Raw genomic sequence first — 17,708 nt, forward strand, 5'->3', positions numbered from 1 at the left:
TGTCGCCTGGCCGGACATGAACGCCGACTCCGCGAGGGAGGAGACAGGGTGACGCCGTGGGAGATGCTCGCCGTCCTCGCGGCGGGCGCCTGCGCCGGCGCCGTCAACACCGTCGTCGGCTCCGGGTCACTGATCACCTTTCCCGTTCTGCTCGCCACCGGGATGCCGCCCGTCACCGCCGCGGTCTCCAACACCCTCGGCTTGATCCCCGGCTCCATCAGCGGGGCGATCGGTTATCGCGCGGAGCTCGGCGGCCAGGGCCGGCGCATCCTGAAGATGAGCGTCGGCGCCCTGCTCGGCGGCCTCACGGGGGCCGCGCTGCTGCTGACCCTGCCCGCCACGGCGTTCGAGAGGATCGTGCCGGCCCTGGTGGGCCTCGCCCTCGTCCTGGTCATCTTCCAGCCCTGGATCGGCAGGAGCGTGCGGCGACGCCGCGAACGCGTCAGCGGCACCGCCCATCCCGACGGCGGCCCACTGCTTCTCACCGGGCTGACACTCGCCGGCGTCTACGGCGGCTACTTCTCCGCCGCCCAGGGGATCATCTACATGTCCCTGATGGGCGTGCTCCTCGACGAGACCGTGCAACGCCTCAACGCCGCCAGGAACGTCCTCGTCGCCGTCGTCAACACCGCCGCCGCGATCTTCTTCCTCTTCTCCGCGGATTTCGACTGGACGGCCGTCGCGCTCATCGCGATCGGTTCCGCCCTCGGCGGCTCGATCGGGGCCAGGGTGGGCCGCCGGCTCAGCCCCGCGGTGCTGCGCGGCCTCATCGTGGCGGTCGGCACCGTCGCCGTCGTCCAGTTGCTGCGCCCCTGACCTGGGAACTTCGTACCGCACGGTCCCCGCCCCAAGCGCCGCTGCCGGAATCTCAGCACGTATTCGGCACGGTCAACCACCGAAGACCGGCGGCGATCGGTGACAACCGGACGCGACGAAAGCGCCCTCGACCGCGAACACACAGGTCAGGGGCGCTTTTCAGGTGGTCACGGAGGGTAGGGCGGGCGGGACTCGAACCCGCGACCCAGGGATTATGAGTCCCCTGCTCTAACCGGCTGAGCTACCGCCCCTCGCGCACGCCGTACGCGGCATTCAACCAAACGTAGACGCTGTTCGCACACCTGCCGGGCGGGACGGGTTCAAGATGTGACCTTCGGGAGGATCAAGCGCGGGACCTGGGCTCCGGCCGACTCGCTACCCTACTGGTGAACCTTGTTGAGGAGTGTTGGATCATGCGCGTTGTTGAAGCTTTCAGGGACTCGTACGGCACGGAACCGGCCGGGGTGTGGCACGCTCCGGGGCGGGTCAACCTGATCGGGGAGCACACCGACTACAACGACGGGTTCGTTCTGCCGTTCGCGCTGCCGTGGGGGGTGACCGCGGCGGTGTCGCCGCGCGAGGACGGGGTGATCAGGCTGCGGTCGCTGCAGGCGGGCGAGCCGGTGACGCTGGCGACGCTCGACGAGGCCGAGGGCTGGGCACGCTACGTGGTCGGGGTGTTCTGGGTCTTCCGCCAGGGAGGACAGCAGGTCGGCGGTGCGGATGTGGTGATCGACGGGGACGTGCCCCGGGGGGCGGGACTGTCGTCGAGCGCGGCACTGGAGGTGGCCGTCGGCACCGCGCTGAACGAGCTGTACGGGCTCGGCCTGACCAAGATGGAGATCGCCCTCGCCGCGCAGAAGGCCGAGAACGACTTCGTGGGCATGCCGTGCGGGATCATGGACCAGGCGGCCTCCGCCCTCGGCGAGGAGGGGAAGGCGCTGTTCATGGACTGCCGGAGCCTCGGGACCAGGAACATCCCGTTCGACCTGGCGAGTCACGGCCTGCAGCTGCTGATCATCAACACCGGGGTGCACCACGAGCTCGCCGACGGGCAGTACGCCCGCCGTCGCAAGGACTGCGAGAACGCCGCCAAGCACCTGGGCGTCGACGCGCTGCGCGACGTCACGGACCTGGCGGGCGCCCTCGCGCAGCTGAGCGGCGACGAGCGCAGGCGCACCCAGCACGTGGTGACGGAGAACCACCGGGTCGAGGCGGTGATCGGGATGCTGCGGGCCGGTGCGGTACGGGAGATCGGGTCGCTGCTGAATGCCTCCCACCTGTCGCTGCGCGACCAGTTCGAGGTGTCCTGCGCCGAGCTGGACGTGGCCGTGGAGTCGGCGGTCAGGGGCGGGGCGCGAGGGGCGCGGATGACCGGGGGCGGGTTCGGCGGGTCGGCGATCGCGCTGGTCGCCGACGACCGGGTGGAGTCCGTACGGGAGTCGGTGACCGAGGCCTACGCCGAGCGCGGCTGGGCCGCGCCGGAGATCTACCCGGCGACCCCGGCCGCGGGAGCCCGCCGGTTGCTCTGACCGCCCCGCCCCTCCCTCGCAGGGGATCGTCCGACGGCCGGCATGGTGATCGCGGAACCGGTTCCGCGATCACCGGGCCGGCCGTCTCCACTCCCGAGATCACCCGCCCGGCCGGCTCGACCCCGTATCCGTACCGGAACCCGGCCCCGCCACCGAATCCGCCACCGGACCCGGCCCGGACGGCCAATCAGGCATCAGCGGCGAGCCGTCCCGCTCCGCGTTCCGGACCATCCGGCGCAGGAGATCGTCGAGGACCTCGCGCTCCCCGGGGTCGAGCGGGCCGAGCAGTTCCCGCTCCGAGAGGTCGCCCTGGTCCATGCGCTCCTGCCAGACAGCGCGCCCGGCGGGGGTAAGCGCGACGAGCAGGCGGCGGCGGTCGCCCGGATCGTGCACGCGGTCGACGTATCCGGCCTGCTCCAGCCGGTCGAGCCGGTTGGTCAGCGTGGCCGGATGGGTGTCGAGCCACCCGGCCAGCAGCGAAGGGGTCGCCCGGTAGGGCGGACCGGCCGCGACCAGGTGGTGAAGGACGTCGAACTCCCAGGGCTTGAGCCCTCCGGCGGTCAGCCAGGCGTGCTTGTTCCGGCTGAGCAGCCGCACGAGCGCCTGCATGCGCGTGACGATCCCCTCGACCTGCGGATCGAGGTCGGACAGCTCGCGGGACCAGTGCGCGATGTGCCGGTCGATGGAGTCAGGCTCTGGCATGCCCAAAGGGTAACGCCGCCCTCCGCCGGATCGCCGTCGACGTCACATCACCTTTAATACGGATGCATATATTATGTTTTCGTAGTAATTTTCCATCCATGACCCCTTCGCACGGCTCCTGGGCCCCCTTGCGAGATCCTCGCTTCCGCCTGCTGTGGACCGGCCAGACCCTCTCGCACATCGGCGACTCCATCACCGTCGTGGCCCTCGCGCTGGCGATCGTCACCGCGACGGGCTCGGCCACCGACCTCGGGGTGGTCCTGGCCGCCCAGTCGATCGCCACGGTGGCGCTGATGCTGCCCGGCGGCGTGTGGGCCGACCGGCTCCTGCGCCGTCGCGTGATGATGGGCGCGGACGTGGTGCGCGGGCTCGCCCACGCCGCCATGGGCTTCGAGCTGATCACCGGTACGGTCGACATCGTCCACCTGGCGGTGCTGGCCGCCGTCTCGGGGGCCGGTTCCGCGTTCTTCCTGCCCGCCACGACCGGCCTGGTGCCCGCCACCGTGGCGCCGGAGCACCTTCCCCGGGCCAACGCGCTCATGGCGATCGCCCAGCGCGGGTCCATGCTGCTCGGCCCGGGGATCGCCACCGCCCTCGCGCTGACCGCCGGGCCCGGCTGGGCGCTGCTCCTGGACGCCGCGACGTTCACGGTCAGCGCGGTGCTGCTGGGCCGGCTCCGGCTCGCGCCGATCCCGCCCGCGCCGCGCGAGCGGTTCGTCAGGCAGCTGGCCGAAGGCTGGGCGCAGCTGCGCCGCCACCGGTGGTACTGGACGAACCTCGTCGGCCACTCCCTGTGGAACCTCAGCCGCTGCGCCCTGATCACGATCGGGCCCGTGATCGCCGTCACGAGTCTCGGTGGCGAGCTCGCCTGGGGCACGATCGTGCAGGGTGGCACGGTCGGCGCCCTGTGCGGCGCGCTGCTGGCACTGCGGGCGAGGCCACGACGGCCCCTGGTCGTGGCCAACCTCGCGCTCGCGCTCGGCGCCCTGCCCCTGGTCCTGCTCGCCGCCGAGGCGCCCGCGCTGACCGTCGCGGCGGCCTACGGGCTGATGACCGGGGGCCTGGCCTTCATGTCCCCCATGTGGGAGACCGCCGTGCAGGAGCACATCCCGGCCGAGGCGATCTCACGGGTGTCCGCGTACGACTGGCTGCTCTCCCTCGGGCTCACCCCTCTCGGCATGGCCCTGGCCGGGCCGCTGGCCGGGGCGGTGGGCACGGCCCCCGCCCTGTACGGGGCGGCGGCGCTGCTGGCGGTCTCCTGCCTGGGGGTGCTGGCCCTGCCCGACATCCGCGGTCTCCGTCAGGGCTCGGCCGGCACCAGTTTGGGCACCGCGCCGAGCAGCTCGCGGGTGTAGTCGTGCCGGGGCAGGAAGAACACCTCATCCACGTGCCCCTCCTCCACGACCCGTCCCCCGCGCATGACCAGCACCCGGTCGGCGACGTGGTGGAGCACCCCGAGGTCGTGGGAGATGAAGATCAGCGCGGTCCCGTCGGCGGCCTGGATCTCCGCGAGCAGGTCGAGCACCTGGGCCTGGATCGACACGTCCAGCGCGGAGACCGGCTCGTCGCAGACGAGCACGTCGGGGCGGGTGGCGAGGGCCCTGGCGATGGCCACCCGCTGGCGCTGGCCGCCGGACAGGCGCCGGGGGTGCCGGCCGGCGACGTCCGCCGGGAGTCCGACCCGCTCCAGCAGCCCGGCCACCCGGTCGAGGAGAACGCCGCGCGATGAACCGTGCTCCGCAGGGATGCCGCGCGAGGATCCGCGCCTGAAAGGAGCGCCGCCCGAAGACGCTCTCCCGGAGGAGACGCCGCGCGAGGAACCGTCCCCGGAGGAGAAGCCGCGCGGGGAACCGCTTCCGAAGGAGACGCCGCGCGGGGAGCCGCGCTCGAAGGAGGCGCCGCGCAGGGGTTCGGCCACCAGGCGGCCCACCATGTAGCGGGGGTCGAAGGAGTCGAGCGGATTCTGGGAGATCACCTGGATGCGGGACCTGCGGGAACGCCGCCCGCGCTCGCGGATCCCCGACCAGGGCTCGCCGCCCAGCCGGACCTCCCCCGAGGCCGGTTCGAGCAGTCCGAGGACGAGCCGGGCGACCGTGGTCTTCCCCGAACCCGACTCTCCCACGATGCCGAGCGTCTCTCCGGGGTAGACCTCGAAGGACACGTCGTCGACCACCGTGCGCGAACCGTACGCGGCCGACAGCCCCGAGACCTCCAGGACCGGCGCGGTGTGGTCCACGGTCCGCTCCGGCAGCGGGGTGCGCAGCGCGATCCCCCCGGCGGCGATGGCGGAAAGGCGGGTGCCGCGCGAGACGGCGGAGGGGACGGCGGCGAGCAGCAGCCTGGTGTAGTCGTGCCGGGGCGCGGACAGCACGCGTCCCGTCGGCCCCTCCTCGACGATCACCCCGTCCTTCATGACCAGTACGCGGTCGGCGACCGCGGAGACCACGGCGAGGTCGTGACTGATCATGAGCAGCGCGGTGCCCTCGGCCTTGCGGGCGGCGAGCAGCCGCAGGATCTGGGCCTGCACGGTGACGTCGAGCGCGGTCGTCGGCTCGTCGGCGATGATCAGGGGCGGGTCCGCGGCGATGGCGGAGGCGATCAGGGCGCGCTGGCGCAGTCCCCCGGACAGCTGGTGGGCGTACTGCCGGGCCCGCACCTCCGGTTCCGGCACCCCGACCGCCTCCAGCAGCTCGATCACCCTTTCCCTGCGGGCGGCGCGGGGTACGACATCGTGGGTGGCGAGCACCTCGGCGATCTCGTCGCCGACGGTACGGAGCGGGTCGAGCGACGTCAGCGCGTCCTGGAACACCAGCCCCGCGAACCGGCCGCGCAGCCGTCGCCAGTCGCGGGCGCCGAACCGGAGCGCGTCCCGGCCGTTCACCTCGAACCGGGAAGCTGTGACCTCGGCGACCTCGGCACCGGAACCGGCCAGCCCGACCAGCGTCCTGGCCGTGACGCTCTTGCCGGAGCCGGACTCCCCGACGATCGCCACGCACTCGCCCGCCTCGATCGACAGGCTCACTCCCCGTACGGCCCGCACCCCCGCCCGGGGGAAGCCGACCCGCAGGTCCTCGACGTCGATGAGGCTCAACGGTTTCTCCCCTCGAAACGGCGCTGCAGGCGGCGCCCGACGAGCGTCAGGCTGATGACGGTCAGGGTGACGGAGAGACCGGGGAAGAGCACGGTCCACCAGGCGACGCGCAGGTAGTTGCGGGCCTCCGACAGCATCGAGCCCCACTCCGGGCTGGGCGGCTGCGGGCCCATGCCGAGGAAGCTGAGCCCGGAGGTGGCGATGATGGCGGTGCCCATCCCGATCGTGGCGAGCACCGGCAGCGGGCCCAGCACGTTGGGCAGCACGTGGCGGGCGACCAGGATCGGCCTGGTCAGTCCGAAGGTGACCGCCTGTTCGACGTAGCCGGAGCGGCGCACCACGAACGTCTGGGCGCGGATCACCCGGGCGTAGTTGGGGATCTGCGCGATGCCGATCGCGAGGATCACGTTGCCGGTGCCGGGACCGGTGATGGCGATGACCAGCAGGGCGAGCAGCAGTTCGGGGAAGGTCGCCACGACGTCGAACAGGCGGCTGAGCAACTCGTCGACGTAGCGGGGGGACAGCCCGGCCAGCACGCCCAGCAGGGCACCGGCCCCGGCGGCGAGCAGGACGGCGGCGGCGCCGATGCTCAGCGAGTGCCCGGCACCGTGGACGACGCGCGACAGCACGTCACGGCCGAGGTGGTCGGTGCCGAACCAGTGCTCGGCACTCGGCCCGGCGAGCGCGCGCAGCGGGTCGGCGGCCAGCGGGTCGACACCGGTCAGCAGGCCGGGCGCCACGGCGGCGACGGCGGCGACCGCCAGGAACAGCAGCGGCGCGACCAGCGGCGCGCTGAAGCCGTACCCGCGCCCGGCCGGAGCGGGGGCGACGGCCGCGACACCGGGGACCTCCGTGATCGTCGTCATCGGATTCTCCTCGGGTCGTACGGCGAGGGCGCCCCTCCCGGCAGGACCACCGCAGGCTCCTTGCGCGACGGGACCGTCATCGGCTCCTCCTGAGGCGGGGGTCGATCGCGAGATAGGCGAGGTCGACGATCGTGCTGACCGTCACGTAGGCGAGGGCGGAGATCAGCACGACCGCCATCACCAGGGGCATGTCCTTGCTGTTCACCGCGCCGACGGTGACCTGGCCGAGCCCCGGGCGGCCGAACACGGCCTCCACGATGATCGCGCCGCCGAGCAGGAAGCCGACGAACCAGCCGGTGAGGGTGACGGCGGGGAGCAGCGCGTGACGCAGCGCGTGCCGGGCGACGAGCCGCCACTCGGTGATGCCGCGCGAGCGGGCGGTCACCGCGAACGGCTCCTCCAGCGCCCGTTCCAGGCCCTCGCGGAGCACCTGGCCGAGCACCCCCGCGATCGGCAGCCCGAGCGCGAGCCCCGGCAGTACGAGGGAGACGGGTCCCCTGTCCCCGGCGACGGGGAACCAGCCGAGGGTGAAGGAGAAGACGGCGAGCAGCAGGATGCCGATGAGGAACGGCGGGACCGAGACGACGACCAGCTCCGACAGCCCGACCAGGCCGCCGAGCCAGGGGCGGCGGCCGGCGGTGGTCAGGGCGAGCACCAGGGCCAGGACGACCCCGAAGAGCGCGGCGGTGAGGGCGAGCTGGATCGTCGGCCGGATCTGCGAGGCCAGGATGTCGCCGACGCCGCGCTGCAGGATGTAGGAGCGGCCCAGGTCTCCCTGGAGCAGGCGGAGCAGATAGTCGCCGTACTGCTGGAGCGGGGAGCGGTCCAGCCCCCACTCGGCGATGATCTGCGCCCGCCGCTCGGGGGTGTCGAGGCCGTCGCCGACGAGCACGTCGACCGTGTCGCCGGGGGCGAACATCAGGGCGAGGTAGGCCGCGGTGGCGGCGGCCCAGAGCACGGCGACGCCCGCCCCGAGCCGCCGGGCCACCGGGCCGAGCCACCCGGCGGCGGCCAGCCCCCGCCGCCGGGTGAGTGTGAGAGTGCTCACGTCCCTGTCCGGACGTCGTAAGCACTGTTGGGAGTGCCGGAGACCGGTTCGAAGGTGATCCCGGTGACCCCGGCGCCGTAGGCGATCTGGTCGGCGGGCACGTAGACCGGGAGCAGGATCGCCTCGTCGGTGACGACGATCTTCTGCACCTTCGCGTAGAGCTTCTTGCGCTCGGCGAGGTCGGCGGCGGCCGACGCGTCGGCGAGCAGCCTGTCCAGCTCGGCGCTCTCGAACTTCGTGCGGTTGATCGCGGCGCCCTTCGCCAGGATCAGGTTGAGCGCCGCCCCGGCGTCGGTGTCGCCGCGCGAGTTCTCGAAGATCTCGTACTCGTTCTCGTCGACGGCCTTCTGCGCGGTGCCCTGGTCCACGATCTTGACCTGGAAGTCGATCCCCGCGCTCTGCTTGACGGCCGCCTGGACCGCCTGGGCGAGGATGTCGCGGCGGTCGCGGACGAACGGCGCGGCGTTGACGGTACGCACGGTCAGCCTCTTGCCGTCCTTGACCCGGAAACCCTCGGCGTCGCGCTCCTTCCAGCCCGCCTCGTCGAGCAGCCGGTTGGCCCGCGCCGGGTCGTTGCCGAAGGTCTTCTCCAGCGAGGGGTCGTAGAACTGCGGGCTGCCCTGGCCGATGACGCTCCAGGCCCGCTTGGCGGTGCCCTGGTAGACGGAGTTGAGCACCGCGTCCACGTCGACGGCGTCGCGGAAGGCCTCGCGGACCCGCTTGTCGTCGAACGGGGGACGGGAGACGTTGAAGTAGTAGGAGAACGCGCTGCCGGAGTTGAGGCTGGTCTCCAGCTTCAGCTCGGGGTCGCTCTTGATGAGGCCGATCTCGGTGGCGGGCACGCCCTCGATCACCTGCACTTGCCCGGAGGTGAGCGCGCCGACCCGGACCGCCGCCTCGGGCAGGAAGCGGTAGGTGATCTCGGCCAGATGCGCGGGGCCCTGGTGGGCGGAGCCGGTGGGCGGCCAGTCGTAGTTCGGGTTGCGCCTGTAGCGGACCTCCTGGCCGGGGGTGAACCGGTCGAGGATGAACGGCCCGGTGCCGACCACGTCGACGCCGCCCGCCTTGAGGTCCTTGGCGTTCTTCAGCGACTTCGGGGAGACCTGGCCGGCGTACGGGGCGGAGAGGAAGTCGAGGAACAGTCCGTCGGGGGCCTTCAGCGTGACCTTCAGGGTGTGCGGCGCGGTCGCCTCGGCCCTGTCGAAGTTGCGCAGCTGGATGGCGCTGACCGCGGCGTTGTAGCCGGGCGAGACGAGCTGGTCGAGGTTGGCCTTCACCGAGGCGGCGTCGAACTTCTCGCCGTCGTGGAAGGTGACGTCGTCGCGGAGTTCGAAGGTGTAGGTGAGCTCGTCCTCGGACACCTTCCAGGACTTGGCCAGCCAGGGCAGGAACTCGCCGTTCCTCCCCCGGGCGATCAGGTTGTCGAACTGGTTGTGGACCAGCAGGCGGGCCTTGTTCTGGCCCCACTGGTGCGGGTTGAAGGTGATCGGCTGCGTCTCCACCGCCCACACGAGCGACCCGCCGTCACCACCGCCGCCCTCACCGCCGGCCGCCGCGCTCGGGGCCCCGCTCTCGGCTCCGCACGCCGTGAGCGCCAGCACCCCGGCGAGCGCCAGGGCGCCCCATCGCAACTTCACGTTCTTCTCCTCGTGCTTCGGTACGACATGCCTGTGTACGACATGCCTGTGTACGGCGTGCTCTTCCACGGCGCGCCTCTGCGCGACGTGCTCCTGCGCGACGTGCTCCTGCGCGACGTGCTTCTGTGCGGCGGGTTCGGACGGCCCGGTGAGGCGCCGGCCGGGACGACCGGCATGATCGGGGTGATCGGGGCGGTTCATGCGACGTGCCGTCGTATCTGGGTTCCGGCGGCCTCGGACAGCACGATCCGGGCGAGGGCGTCGGCGTGGCGGAGGAGCGGGGCGTTGAGGCGGGGCCTGGCGAAGCCGCCGGTGGCCCGGCCGCCGACGACCCAGGGGCCGAAGGCGAACCTGCGGGGGTGCGGGGTCCCCGACCTGTCGAGCAGGCGGCGGTCGGCGGGCCGTACGTTCACCAGACCCGACTCCTCGTCGAGCTCGCCCCGGTCGCGGAGCGCGGCGATGAGCGGGTCGACGGCCCGGCTCACGCTGGGCGCGGGCAGCCTGGCCTCGACGAGGGTGGTGGCCGTCACGCCGCCGGGCACGGTGGGGCTCTGTGCCCGCCAGTGCCCGTCGTGATGGTCGACCTTGAGGTCCGCGCCGAGGAAGGTGACGATCCCCGCCCTGGCCAGGGCGCGCAGCTCCTCCAGCCGGGGTCCCGGCGGGCCGCTGGCGACGTAGCTGAAGAACCCGGCGAACCACGGGTCGGAGATGCCCAGCTCGGCGAGGACACCGTAGACGGAGAGCAGGCCGAGGATCATCGCGTGGTCGGCGCTGTGCGCGGGGTCGGAGCGTCGTTGCAGGTCGACGGCGAGATAGCCGTGCATCCACTTCTGCAGGCCGGCCTGGTCGCCGAACCGGATGCCGTCCAGCGGCCGGTCGAGCCGGTCGAGGTCGAGCCGGTCCAGGTGCCGGGGCACGGCCTCGCGGATCAGCTTGCGCATCCCGAGACTGCGCCACTCCTCGGCGGCGAAGCCCTCCTCGAACTCCGCCCAGCCCAGCTTGGCGCGCTTGGGGTGGGCGGTGATGAGCTCGTGGTAGTACGCGAAGGCCAGCTCCTTGGCGACCAGCGGCCACACGTCCCGGCGGAAGTTCCACGGTCCCTCGCCCAGCGCCTCGCGGGTGAGGAAGCGCGGCACCGGCGGGCGGGCGCCCTTGAAGGGGTAACCGGTCTTGGAGTGGTACGGCACGCCGCGCCGCGACCCCACGTGCAGGAGGGGCTCGCGCCCGCTGGGCAGGTAGACCAGCTCCCCGTCGTACTCGCGGACGAACCGGCCGCCCCGGCCCGAGGTGAGCAGCACCATCAAATCGACGAAGGCCAGCCCCATCCCCCGCACGATCGCCGGCTCCCCCGCGGGAACGCCGTCGAGGTCGAGGTCCGCCGTGTAGCCGGTGGGCAGGTAGCGCAGCCCCGCGCGCGCGGCCAGATCGGCCAGCGCGCTCTCCTCCCTCGTCGGCGTCACGTCGCCGTGTCCCTGGGCCAGGATCACCGCGTCGACCTCGATCGTCCGGCCGTCGTCCAGCGTCACCGCCTGCCCGCCGGGGACGTCGGCGAGGTCGACGGCGCGGGCGGCGTGCACGTGCACCCGGACGCCGCGAGGGGCGGTCGCCACCGCCTGCCGGAAGACGTGGGAGAGGTAGCCGTTCTGCGCCGGGCGGGAGGCGAACCTGCCGGGGTCGCCGCCGAGCCACTCGGCCAGCGTGGGCCCGGGGCGGATCGGTCCCTCGCAGCGCACCGACTCGTCGGTGAAGAGCGTCACGTCGGCGGCGGTGGAGTTCATCCAGAGCAGGTCCGGCTGGTCGTGGCGCCACACGCGCCCGCCGCCCGGCGGGTGGGGGTCGATCACGTGGACGTCCAGCGACGGCCAGCCGAGCAGGTCGGCGGCGTTGGCGCAGATGCGCTCCACCAGGCAGGTGCCCGTCGGCCCGGCGCCGACGACGGCGATCGAGGCGCTCATACGGCGGCTCTGCGGTGCGGCTGGTCCCAGTCCGCGTGCAGCGGCTCGACCGGGATCCGCCAGGCGTCGGTCTCGCCCGACGGGCGGGCGATGACGGTGAAGTCGGTGTTCTCGCGGAAGGCGGGGCGGGCGTACAGGTCCCTGGCGTAGGCCCACAGGTTGGGGAAGGCGGTCAGCGGGCGCTCGCTGATCCTGGCCGCCGGGTTGTCGCTCAGGTCGAAGCGCAGCAGGGTCGGCCAGAGCCGCACGTCCGCCTCGGTGATCCCCGAGCCGAACAGGAACCTGCGGTCGGCCAGGCGTGCGTCCAGCTCGTCCAGGAAGGCGACCACGGCCCCGCGCGCCTCGGTGTACGCGGCCTCGGTGGTGGCCGCCGCCACCCGGCCCGCCGCCGTGTTGACGATCTCGTAGATCCTCGTGTTGAGCTCGTCGATCTCCGGCCTGAGCTCCTCGGGGTAGAGGTCGGCCTCGGGGTCGCCGCCGAACCGGGTGGCCAGGTCGATCGTGATGTCGGGGAAGTCGTTGCTGACGATGCGGCCGGTCGCCCTGTCCCACAGGACCGGCACCGAGACGTGCCCGTCGAAGCCCGGCTCGGTCGCCTCGTACGCCTGCCGCAGGAGGGTGAACCCGTTGACCGGGTCGGCCCCGCGCCGCTCGCGGAACGCCCACCCGCGCCCGTCGCGCTCGTCGTCGACGTAGGAGAGCGAGACCACGTCCTGGAGTCCCTTGAGGGAGCGCACGATGGCCGCGCGCTGCGCGTACGGACAGACGGCCGCGACGTAGAGGTGGTAGCGCCCGGGCTCGGCGGGGAAGGTGGGTGTGCCGATCCGCCCCTGGAAGGGGTAGCGCGGGCCGGGCCTGCCACCGGGCCGGTAGTGGCCGTGGGTGTCGAGGTCGACGGGGCTCGCGTGGTTCAGTGTGCTGGTCTTCGACATGTGGCGCTCCCGGGCATGTCTCGGTGACCCTGGTGAGGGGGTCCGCGCTTGCGGCACGCCCACCGTGCCGCCAGGTCTCCCCCGGGGGCACCCCGCCGCGGTGCGAGGGTTGCCGGTCAGCCAGCCGGGGCTTCTCACTGACACTCTTAACCTATTTAGAAGGTAGGAAATACATAGATCTCTGTCAAGCCTTAGTGTCGGGGAATGTCCTATGAGAGTGTGAACGTGGTCTACCGCAAGTACGACGGGTCACTGCACTGGCATCACCGCGGCCTGCTGCTCGGCGAGGACGAGCACGGGGTGTGGACGGGCTGCGTGGCCGACTCCAGCGGCTACAAGGGCGACGGTCCCGCGGTCCCCTGGCCGCACCCGTCCGTGATGCTCTTCCCCCGCGACGCGTGGTGGACGGCCGCCTTCAACGCCGCCCCGCACAAGCACGAGATCTACTGCGACGTCTCCACGGTGCCGGAGTGGAAAGACGGCGAGGTCACCATGGTCGACCTGGACCTCGACGTGATCCGGACCCGCCGGAACCTGCTGAAGGGCCGCCCGAGCCGGGTCTTCCTGGACGACGAGGACGAGTTCGAGGAGCACCGGGTCAAGTACGCCTACCCGCCCGGCGTGGTCGAGAACGCCCGCGCCTCGGCCGCCTGGCTGATGGAGGCCGTCACCTCCCGCACCTCCCCCTTCGGGGACGCGCCGCGCTGGCTCGCCCTGGTCACCTGAGCCCCGGCCAGTGGTGCCGGGGGCGGCCCCAGGCGCCCCCGGCACTCCCGCGACCTCAGCGGGCGCGGTGACCTCAGCTGGCGGGGTGACCTCAGCGGGCGCGGTGGCGGAACATCCTGCCGGAGAAGATCGCCGAGATCAGCAGGAGGCCGCCGCACCAGGCCAGCGCCTTCCACGGGTCGCTCCCCACGGGCCGGTCGAGCAGCAGGCCGCGTACGGACTCGATGATCGGTGTGGCCGGCTGGTTCTCCGCGAACCCGTGCAGCCACGCGGGCATGGTGTGCACCGGGACGAAGGCGCTGCTCGGGTAGGGCAGGAACATCACCAGGAAGGTGAAACCGCCCGCGACCTCCGGCGTCTTGGCCAGCAGGCCGACCAGGGCCGAGACCGCGGACATGGCCAGCACGAACACCACCAGGACGCCCACCGCGGCCGCCCAGCCGGACAGGCCCGCGTCCGCCCGGAAGCCGAGCAGGAACGCGACGGCGAACACGATGGCGAGCGAGCTGAGGTTGCGCACGGTGCCGGCGGCCACGTGCCCGCCCAGGAACGCACCGCCGCCGACGTCCATCGACCTGAACCTGTCGACGATCCCCCGGCTCATGTCGTGGCTGACGGCGACCGCCGTCAGGGAGGCGCCGTAGGAGGCGCACATGACGAGGATGCCGGGGACGGCGTAGGTGACGTAGTCGACGCCGGTCTGGATCGCGCCGCCGAACAGGTAGACGAACAGCAGCATGACCAGGACGGGCATCAGGAACGAGGTGAGCAGCGCGTCGAGGTTGCGCAGCGACAGGCGGACGGCACGGCCGGTCATCACCGGCAAGGCGGCGAGGTCAGACACCGGCCCGCTCCCTGTCCGTCAGCGCGAGGAACGCGTCGTCGAGCGTGGCGCCGCGCACGGTGAACCTCTCGACCGCCGAACGCCCCGGGTCCACCTCGTCCAGCAGGGCGCGGATCCCCGTGGCGCTCCCGTCGACCGCCGCCCCGACGGTCAGCGTGGCGAGATCCGCGTGGACGGCACGCGCCCCGAGAAGGCGCGTCACCTCGGCGAACGACCGCGCGTCGGACAGGACGAGGTCCAGCCGCCAGGCGGCGACCCTCGCCTTGAGCTCGTCGGCGGTGCCCTCCGCCACCACCCTCCCGCCGTCGAGCAGCGCGATCCTGTCGGCCAGGCTGTCGGCCTCCTCCAGATACTGGGTGGTCAGGAAGACCGTGGTGCCCGAGCCGGCGAGCTGCGTGATCACCTCCCACATCGCCTGCCTGCTCCGCACGTCGAGACCGGTGGTCGGCTCGTCGAGAAAGATCACCGACGGCGCGCCGACCAGCCCCGCGGCCAGGTCCAGCCGGCGCCACATGCCGCCCGAGTACGTGCCGACCCGCCGCCTCCCCGCCTCGACCAGGTCGAACCGCTCCAGCAGCTCGGCCGCCCTGCGGCGGGCCGCCGCGCGCGACAGGCCGGACAGGCGTCCCATCATCCGCAGGTTCTCCTCACCGGTCAGCAGCTCGTCGACCGCCGCGTGCTGGCCGGTCAGGCTGATGGCGCGGCGGACCCGGCGGCGGTCGCGCACGACGTCGAACCCGGCCACCGTCGCCCGTCCCGCGTCCGGCCTGACCAGCGTCGCCAGGGTGCGCACGGTCGTGGTCTTGCCCGCGCCGTTCGAACCGAGCAGCGCGTACACGCTGCCCCTGGCGACGCGCAGGTCGACACCGGCCAGGACGGCGACCCGGCCGTAGGACTTGGTGAGGCCGACGACCTCTATCGCTGGTTCCACTACCCCTCCTGCGTATGGCGTACGCTCTACTGTTTATGGCATACGCGGTATTGCGTAAGGTATACACTCGCAGGAAAGGACGGTCAAGCCCGGGAGCGCGATGGAAGTGCCGGAAAGCGTGGAGATCGCCTGGGGGCTGCGCGAGCGGCCCGGCAAGGGACCCAAACGCACCCTGAGCCTGGAGCACATCGTGGAGGCGGCCCTGCGGGTGGGCTCCGCGGAGGGACTCCCCGCGGTCTCGATGAGCAAGATCGCCGCTGAGCTCGGCGTCTCCACGATGGCGCTCTACCGCTACGTCACCTCCAAGGGCGACCTGCTCATGCTCATCACGGACGCGGTGCTCGGCCCGCCTCCCCCGCTCCCGGAGCCGGGCGACGACTGGCGCCGGGGCGCCCACCGGTGGGCCGCCGCCATGCGCGCCTCCCTGCAGAGGCACCCCTGGTCGTTGCGCATCCCCATCACGGGCCCGGGGATCATGCCCAACCACGTCGCCTGGCTGGAGGCCGGGCTGCGCTGCCTGCGCGGCACCGGGCTCGACCCGGACACGAAGCTGGCGGCGCTGCTGCTGGTCAACGGCTTCGTCAGGACCGAGGTGGCGCTCCTGGCCGACCTCCAGGACGCCTTCGACGCCTCCCAGGTCACCGACGAGGAGGCGCTGTCCGGCTACGCCCGGTCACTCGCCAGGCTCACCGACGCCGAGCGCTTCCCCGAGATCCACGAGCTTCTCGAAGCCCGGGTCTTCGACATGTCGGGCGGTCCCGACGACGAGTTCGCCTTCGGCATGGACCGCATCCTCGACGGCATCGCGGTGCTCGTGACCGGAGAGCCGCCCGCCTGATCCGGGACGGCCTCGCGCCCCTCACGCCGGAAACCGCCCCGGCCCGGCGGCCCGGTGTCCCGCGCTCGACGAACTCGACGAAACGGAAGGCCGCAGGACCCGCCCGCGAAGGAACCCGCGAGGACCGCGGAGACCTCGGGGACTACAGGGGCGGGAAGCCCGGGGCGCGGCGCTCGACGAAGCTGGCGACGCCCTCGACGAAGTCCGACCGGCCGAAGGACTCGGCCATCAGACGCGTCGCGGCCGACTCCGACGCCTCCAGGCTCTGCTGCCAGTCGCCCCAGACCTGACGCTTGATCACGGCCATCGAGGCCGGGGAACTGTACGCCGCCAGCTCGCGGGCGTAGGCCAGCGTCTCCTCCATCAGGCTCTCCCCCGGCACCGACCGGCCGGCCAGGCCCAGCTCGTACGCCTCGGCACCGGTGAAGGTGCGGCCCGACAGCAGCAGGTCCATGGCCCTGGCCTGACCGGCCAGACGGGGCAGGACCCACGACATGCCGTACTCGGCGATCAGGCCGCGCCGGGCGAAGGCGGTGGTCCACTTGGCCTCGGCGGCGGTGAAGACCAGGTCGCAGAGCAGGGCGTGGACCATGCCGAGCCCGGCGCAGGCGCCGTTGACGGCGGCGATGATCGGCTTGCGGACCGTGGTCGGGAAGGTGGTGGGGCGCGGGTCGGGCCGCCCCGCGTAGGAGCCGTCCTGCAGGGAGGTGAGCGTCTGGAAGTCCGCGCCGGCGCAGAAACCCCGCCCCGCGCCGGTGACCACGATCACCCGGACCTCGGGGTTCTTCTCGGCCTCGGCCAGCTGGTCGAAGTAGCGGCGGCCCATCTCGTCGGTCCAGGCGTTGAGCCGGTCCGGGCGGTTGAACGTCAGCGTCAGCACGCCCCGCTCGATCGACGACAGCACCAGATCGACCATCCCGCATCCCCCTCCGGAAGCCCGCCGGGACTCCCCGCCCGGAGAGCCACAGAATATCGTTCTACACCTTTTCTCCCTCCGGCGTCTGCATGTGCGAGCGGACCAGATCCTCGACCGTGGCACGCAGGCCGAGGAAGGAGGAGGTGCGCTTGACCGTGAGGGCCCGGTAGGCGGGCAGGCCGATCGGGACCTCGGCGGCGACCCTGCCGGGACCGCAGGCGAAGACGAGCACCCGCTGGGCGAGCAGGACGGCCTCCTCCACGTCGTGGGTGACCATCAGCACCGTCGTGCCCGTGTCGCGCCACACCTCGCGCAGGAAGAGCTGCATGTCCTCCTTGGTCTGTACGTCCAGCGCCCCGAAGGGCTCGTCCAGCAGCAGCACGGCCGGCTCGCACGCCAGCGCCCTGGCGATCGCCACCCGCTGGCGCTGCCCGCCGGACAGCTGCCGGGGCAGCGCGCCCGCCAGGGACGACAGCCCGACCTCGCCGAGATACCAGCGGACCCGCCGCTCCCGGTCCGCCCGGGAGATCGGCAGCAGTCGCAGCCCGAAGGCCACGTTCTCGGCGACGGTGAGGAAGGGGAACAGCGCGCCCGACTGGAAGACCAGCCCGCGCTCGGGCCCCGGGCCCGTGACGGGTGCCCCGTCGAGCGAGATGGATCCCGCGCTCGCCGGGGTGAGCCCGGCGATCAACGACAGCAGCGTCGACTTGCCGGAGCCGCTCGCCCCGACCACGCACACGAACTCGCCCGGCTCCATCGACAGGTCGATGCCGTCCAGGACGCGCGTGGTGCCGTAGTCCTTGGCCACGCCGCTCAGCACGAGGGTCATGTCGCCCACCTCCCGGAACGGTCACCCGGCACTCGTGACGTGGAC

Annotated in this window: 16 protein-coding genes, 1 tRNA gene and 1 riboswitch; of the genes, 5 read left to right on the plus strand and 12 right to left on the minus strand. The window is 72.4% G+C overall.

Annotated features, from left to right (window positions below):
* Positions 1 to 48 precede the first annotated feature (48 nt).
* A complete protein-coding gene (locus AB0F88_RS04085) occupies positions 49 to 816 on the plus strand; it encodes a sulfite exporter TauE/SafE family protein (protein WP_362677127.1) in 768 nt (255 codons plus the stop codon).
* 177 nt (positions 817 to 993) lie between these two features.
* On the opposite strand, the gene AB0F88_RS04090 is transcribed toward AB0F88_RS04085, so the two are convergent.
* Positions 994 to 1,067 (minus strand) — tRNA-Ile (locus AB0F88_RS04090).
* Positions 1,068 to 1,229: 162 nt separating this feature from the next.
* Here AB0F88_RS04090 and galK point away from each other — a divergent pair.
* A complete protein-coding gene (galK, locus tag AB0F88_RS04095) occupies positions 1,230 to 2,348 on the plus strand; it encodes a galactokinase (protein ID WP_362677129.1) in 1,119 nt (372 codons plus the stop codon).
* A 99-nt stretch (positions 2,349 to 2,447) separates the two neighbouring features.
* Here galK and AB0F88_RS04100 read toward each other — a convergent pair whose 3' ends face one another.
* Complete coding sequence (locus tag AB0F88_RS04100) at positions 2,448 to 3,050, minus strand: MarR family winged helix-turn-helix transcriptional regulator (protein WP_362677131.1); 603 nt, start codon at positions 3,048 to 3,050, stop codon at positions 2,448 to 2,450.
* A gap of 98 nt (positions 3,051 to 3,148) precedes the next feature.
* Between AB0F88_RS04100 and AB0F88_RS04105 the strand changes: the two genes are divergently transcribed.
* Positions 3,149 to 4,405: an MFS transporter gene (locus AB0F88_RS04105; protein ID WP_362677133.1), complete on the plus strand. Its 1,257-nt coding sequence runs from the start codon at positions 3,149 to 3,151 to the stop codon at positions 4,403 to 4,405.
* Here the strand turns inward: AB0F88_RS04105 and AB0F88_RS04110 are convergent.
* From AB0F88_RS04110 to AB0F88_RS04135, 6 genes are all read right to left on the minus strand, one after another.
* Positions 4,351 to 6,141, minus strand: coding sequence for an ABC transporter ATP-binding protein (locus AB0F88_RS04110; RefSeq protein WP_362677135.1), 1,791 nt, complete (start codon positions 6,139 to 6,141; stop codon positions 4,351 to 4,353). The genes AB0F88_RS04105 and AB0F88_RS04110 overlap by 55 nt on opposite strands.
* Entirely contained in the window at positions 6,138 to 7,007 is an 870-nt protein-coding gene (locus AB0F88_RS04115; RefSeq protein WP_362677137.1) for an ABC transporter permease, read from the minus strand. The genes AB0F88_RS04110 and AB0F88_RS04115 overlap by 4 nt, the downstream gene beginning before the upstream one ends.
* Positions 7,008 to 7,083: 76 nt before the next feature.
* Positions 7,084 to 8,055, minus strand: a complete 972-nt coding sequence (locus AB0F88_RS04120; RefSeq protein WP_362677139.1) for an ABC transporter permease — start codon at positions 8,053 to 8,055, stop codon at positions 7,084 to 7,086.
* Positions 8,052 to 9,692 carry an ABC transporter substrate-binding protein gene (locus AB0F88_RS04125; protein WP_362677141.1) on the minus strand — a complete coding sequence of 547 codons (1,641 nt, stop codon included), beginning with the start codon at positions 9,690 to 9,692 and terminating at the stop codon, positions 8,052 to 8,054. The genes AB0F88_RS04120 and AB0F88_RS04125 overlap by 4 nt, the downstream gene beginning before the upstream one ends.
* 197 nt (positions 9,693 to 9,889) lie before the next feature.
* The gene (locus tag AB0F88_RS04130) at positions 9,890 to 11,647 is read right to left on the minus strand and encodes an FAD/NAD(P)-binding protein (protein WP_362677143.1); all 1,758 of its coding nucleotides are present in this window, start codon (positions 11,645 to 11,647) and stop codon (positions 9,890 to 9,892) included.
* Positions 11,644 to 12,579: a glutathione S-transferase C-terminal domain-containing protein gene (locus AB0F88_RS04135; protein ID WP_362677145.1), complete on the minus strand. Its 936-nt coding sequence runs from the start codon at positions 12,577 to 12,579 to the stop codon at positions 11,644 to 11,646. Before AB0F88_RS04135 ends, AB0F88_RS04130 begins: the two co-directional genes overlap by 4 nt.
* A gap of 39 nt (positions 12,580 to 12,618) precedes the next feature.
* Positions 12,619 to 12,731: riboswitch (SAM riboswitch) on the minus strand.
* Between the two features lie 52 nt (positions 12,732 to 12,783).
* Here AB0F88_RS04135 and AB0F88_RS04140 point away from each other — a divergent pair.
* The gene (locus tag AB0F88_RS04140; protein WP_362677147.1) at positions 12,784 to 13,305 is read left to right on the plus strand and encodes a DUF402 domain-containing protein; all 522 of its coding nucleotides are present in this window, start codon (positions 12,784 to 12,786) and stop codon (positions 13,303 to 13,305) included.
* A gap of 91 nt (positions 13,306 to 13,396) precedes the next feature.
* On the opposite strand, the gene AB0F88_RS04145 is transcribed toward AB0F88_RS04140, so the two are convergent.
* Together AB0F88_RS04145 and AB0F88_RS04150 are read right to left on the minus strand one after the other, a co-directional pair.
* On the minus strand, positions 13,397 to 14,149 hold the full coding sequence (locus tag AB0F88_RS04145; RefSeq protein ID WP_362677149.1) for an ABC transporter permease: 753 nt from the start codon (positions 14,147 to 14,149) through the stop codon (positions 13,397 to 13,399).
* Positions 14,142 to 15,080, minus strand: a complete 939-nt coding sequence (locus AB0F88_RS04150; RefSeq protein WP_362677151.1) for an ATP-binding cassette domain-containing protein — start codon at positions 15,078 to 15,080, stop codon at positions 14,142 to 14,144. The genes AB0F88_RS04145 and AB0F88_RS04150 overlap by 8 nt, the downstream gene beginning before the upstream one ends.
* 100 nt (positions 15,081 to 15,180) lie before the next feature.
* Between AB0F88_RS04150 and AB0F88_RS04155 the strand changes: the two genes are divergently transcribed.
* The gene (locus tag AB0F88_RS04155) at positions 15,181 to 15,918 is read left to right on the plus strand and encodes a TetR/AcrR family transcriptional regulator (protein WP_362677153.1); all 738 of its coding nucleotides are present in this window, start codon (positions 15,181 to 15,183) and stop codon (positions 15,916 to 15,918) included.
* A 142-nt stretch (positions 15,919 to 16,060) separates the two neighbouring features.
* Here the strand turns inward: AB0F88_RS04155 and AB0F88_RS04160 are convergent, their stop codons facing one another.
* Together AB0F88_RS04160 and AB0F88_RS04165 are read right to left on the minus strand one after the other, a co-directional pair.
* Positions 16,061 to 16,834, minus strand: a complete 774-nt coding sequence (locus AB0F88_RS04160; RefSeq protein WP_362677155.1) for an enoyl-CoA hydratase-related protein — start codon at positions 16,832 to 16,834, stop codon at positions 16,061 to 16,063.
* Positions 16,835 to 16,895: 61 nt separating this feature from the next.
* Complete coding sequence (locus AB0F88_RS04165) at positions 16,896 to 17,663, minus strand: ABC transporter ATP-binding protein (protein ID WP_362677157.1); 768 nt, start codon at positions 17,661 to 17,663, stop codon at positions 16,896 to 16,898.
* Positions 17,664 to 17,708 lie beyond the last annotated feature (45 nt).

Source organism: Streptosporangium sp. NPDC023963, assembly GCF_040639135.1.
Classification (GTDB): domain Bacteria; phylum Actinomycetota; class Actinomycetes; order Streptosporangiales; family Streptosporangiaceae; genus Streptosporangium.

Bases quoted from the DNA above. Each gene is read 5' to 3' on its own strand.
- AB0F88_RS04135 (WP_362677145.1), bottom strand. From the start codon at position 12,579: ATGTCGAAGACCAGCACACTGAACCACGCGAGCCCCGTCGACCTCGAC.
- AB0F88_RS04105 (WP_362677133.1), top strand. From the start codon at position 3,149: ATGACCCCTTCGCACGGCTCCTGGGCCCCCTTGCGAGATCCTCGCTTC.
- galK (WP_362677129.1), top strand. From the start codon at position 1,230: ATGCGCGTTGTTGAAGCTTTCAGGGACTCGTACGGCACGGAACCGGCC.
- AB0F88_RS04165 (WP_362677157.1), bottom strand. From the start codon at position 17,663: ATGACCCTCGTGCTGAGCGGCGTGGCCAAGGACTACGGCACCACGCGC.
- AB0F88_RS04140 (WP_362677147.1), top strand. From the start codon at position 12,784: ATGTCCTATGAGAGTGTGAACGTGGTCTACCGCAAGTACGACGGGTCA.
- AB0F88_RS04155 (WP_362677153.1), top strand. From the start codon at position 15,181: ATGGAAGTGCCGGAAAGCGTGGAGATCGCCTGGGGGCTGCGCGAGCGG.
- AB0F88_RS04115 (WP_362677137.1), bottom strand. From the start codon at position 7,007: ATGACGACGATCACGGAGGTCCCCGGTGTCGCGGCCGTCGCCCCCGCT.
- AB0F88_RS04100 (WP_362677131.1), bottom strand. From the start codon at position 3,050: ATGCCAGAGCCTGACTCCATCGACCGGCACATCGCGCACTGGTCCCGC.
- AB0F88_RS04160 (WP_362677155.1), bottom strand. From the start codon at position 16,834: ATGGTCGATCTGGTGCTGTCGTCGATCGAGCGGGGCGTGCTGACGCTG.
- AB0F88_RS04130 (WP_362677143.1), bottom strand. From the start codon at position 11,647: ATGAGCGCCTCGATCGCCGTCGTCGGCGCCGGGCCGACGGGCACCTGC.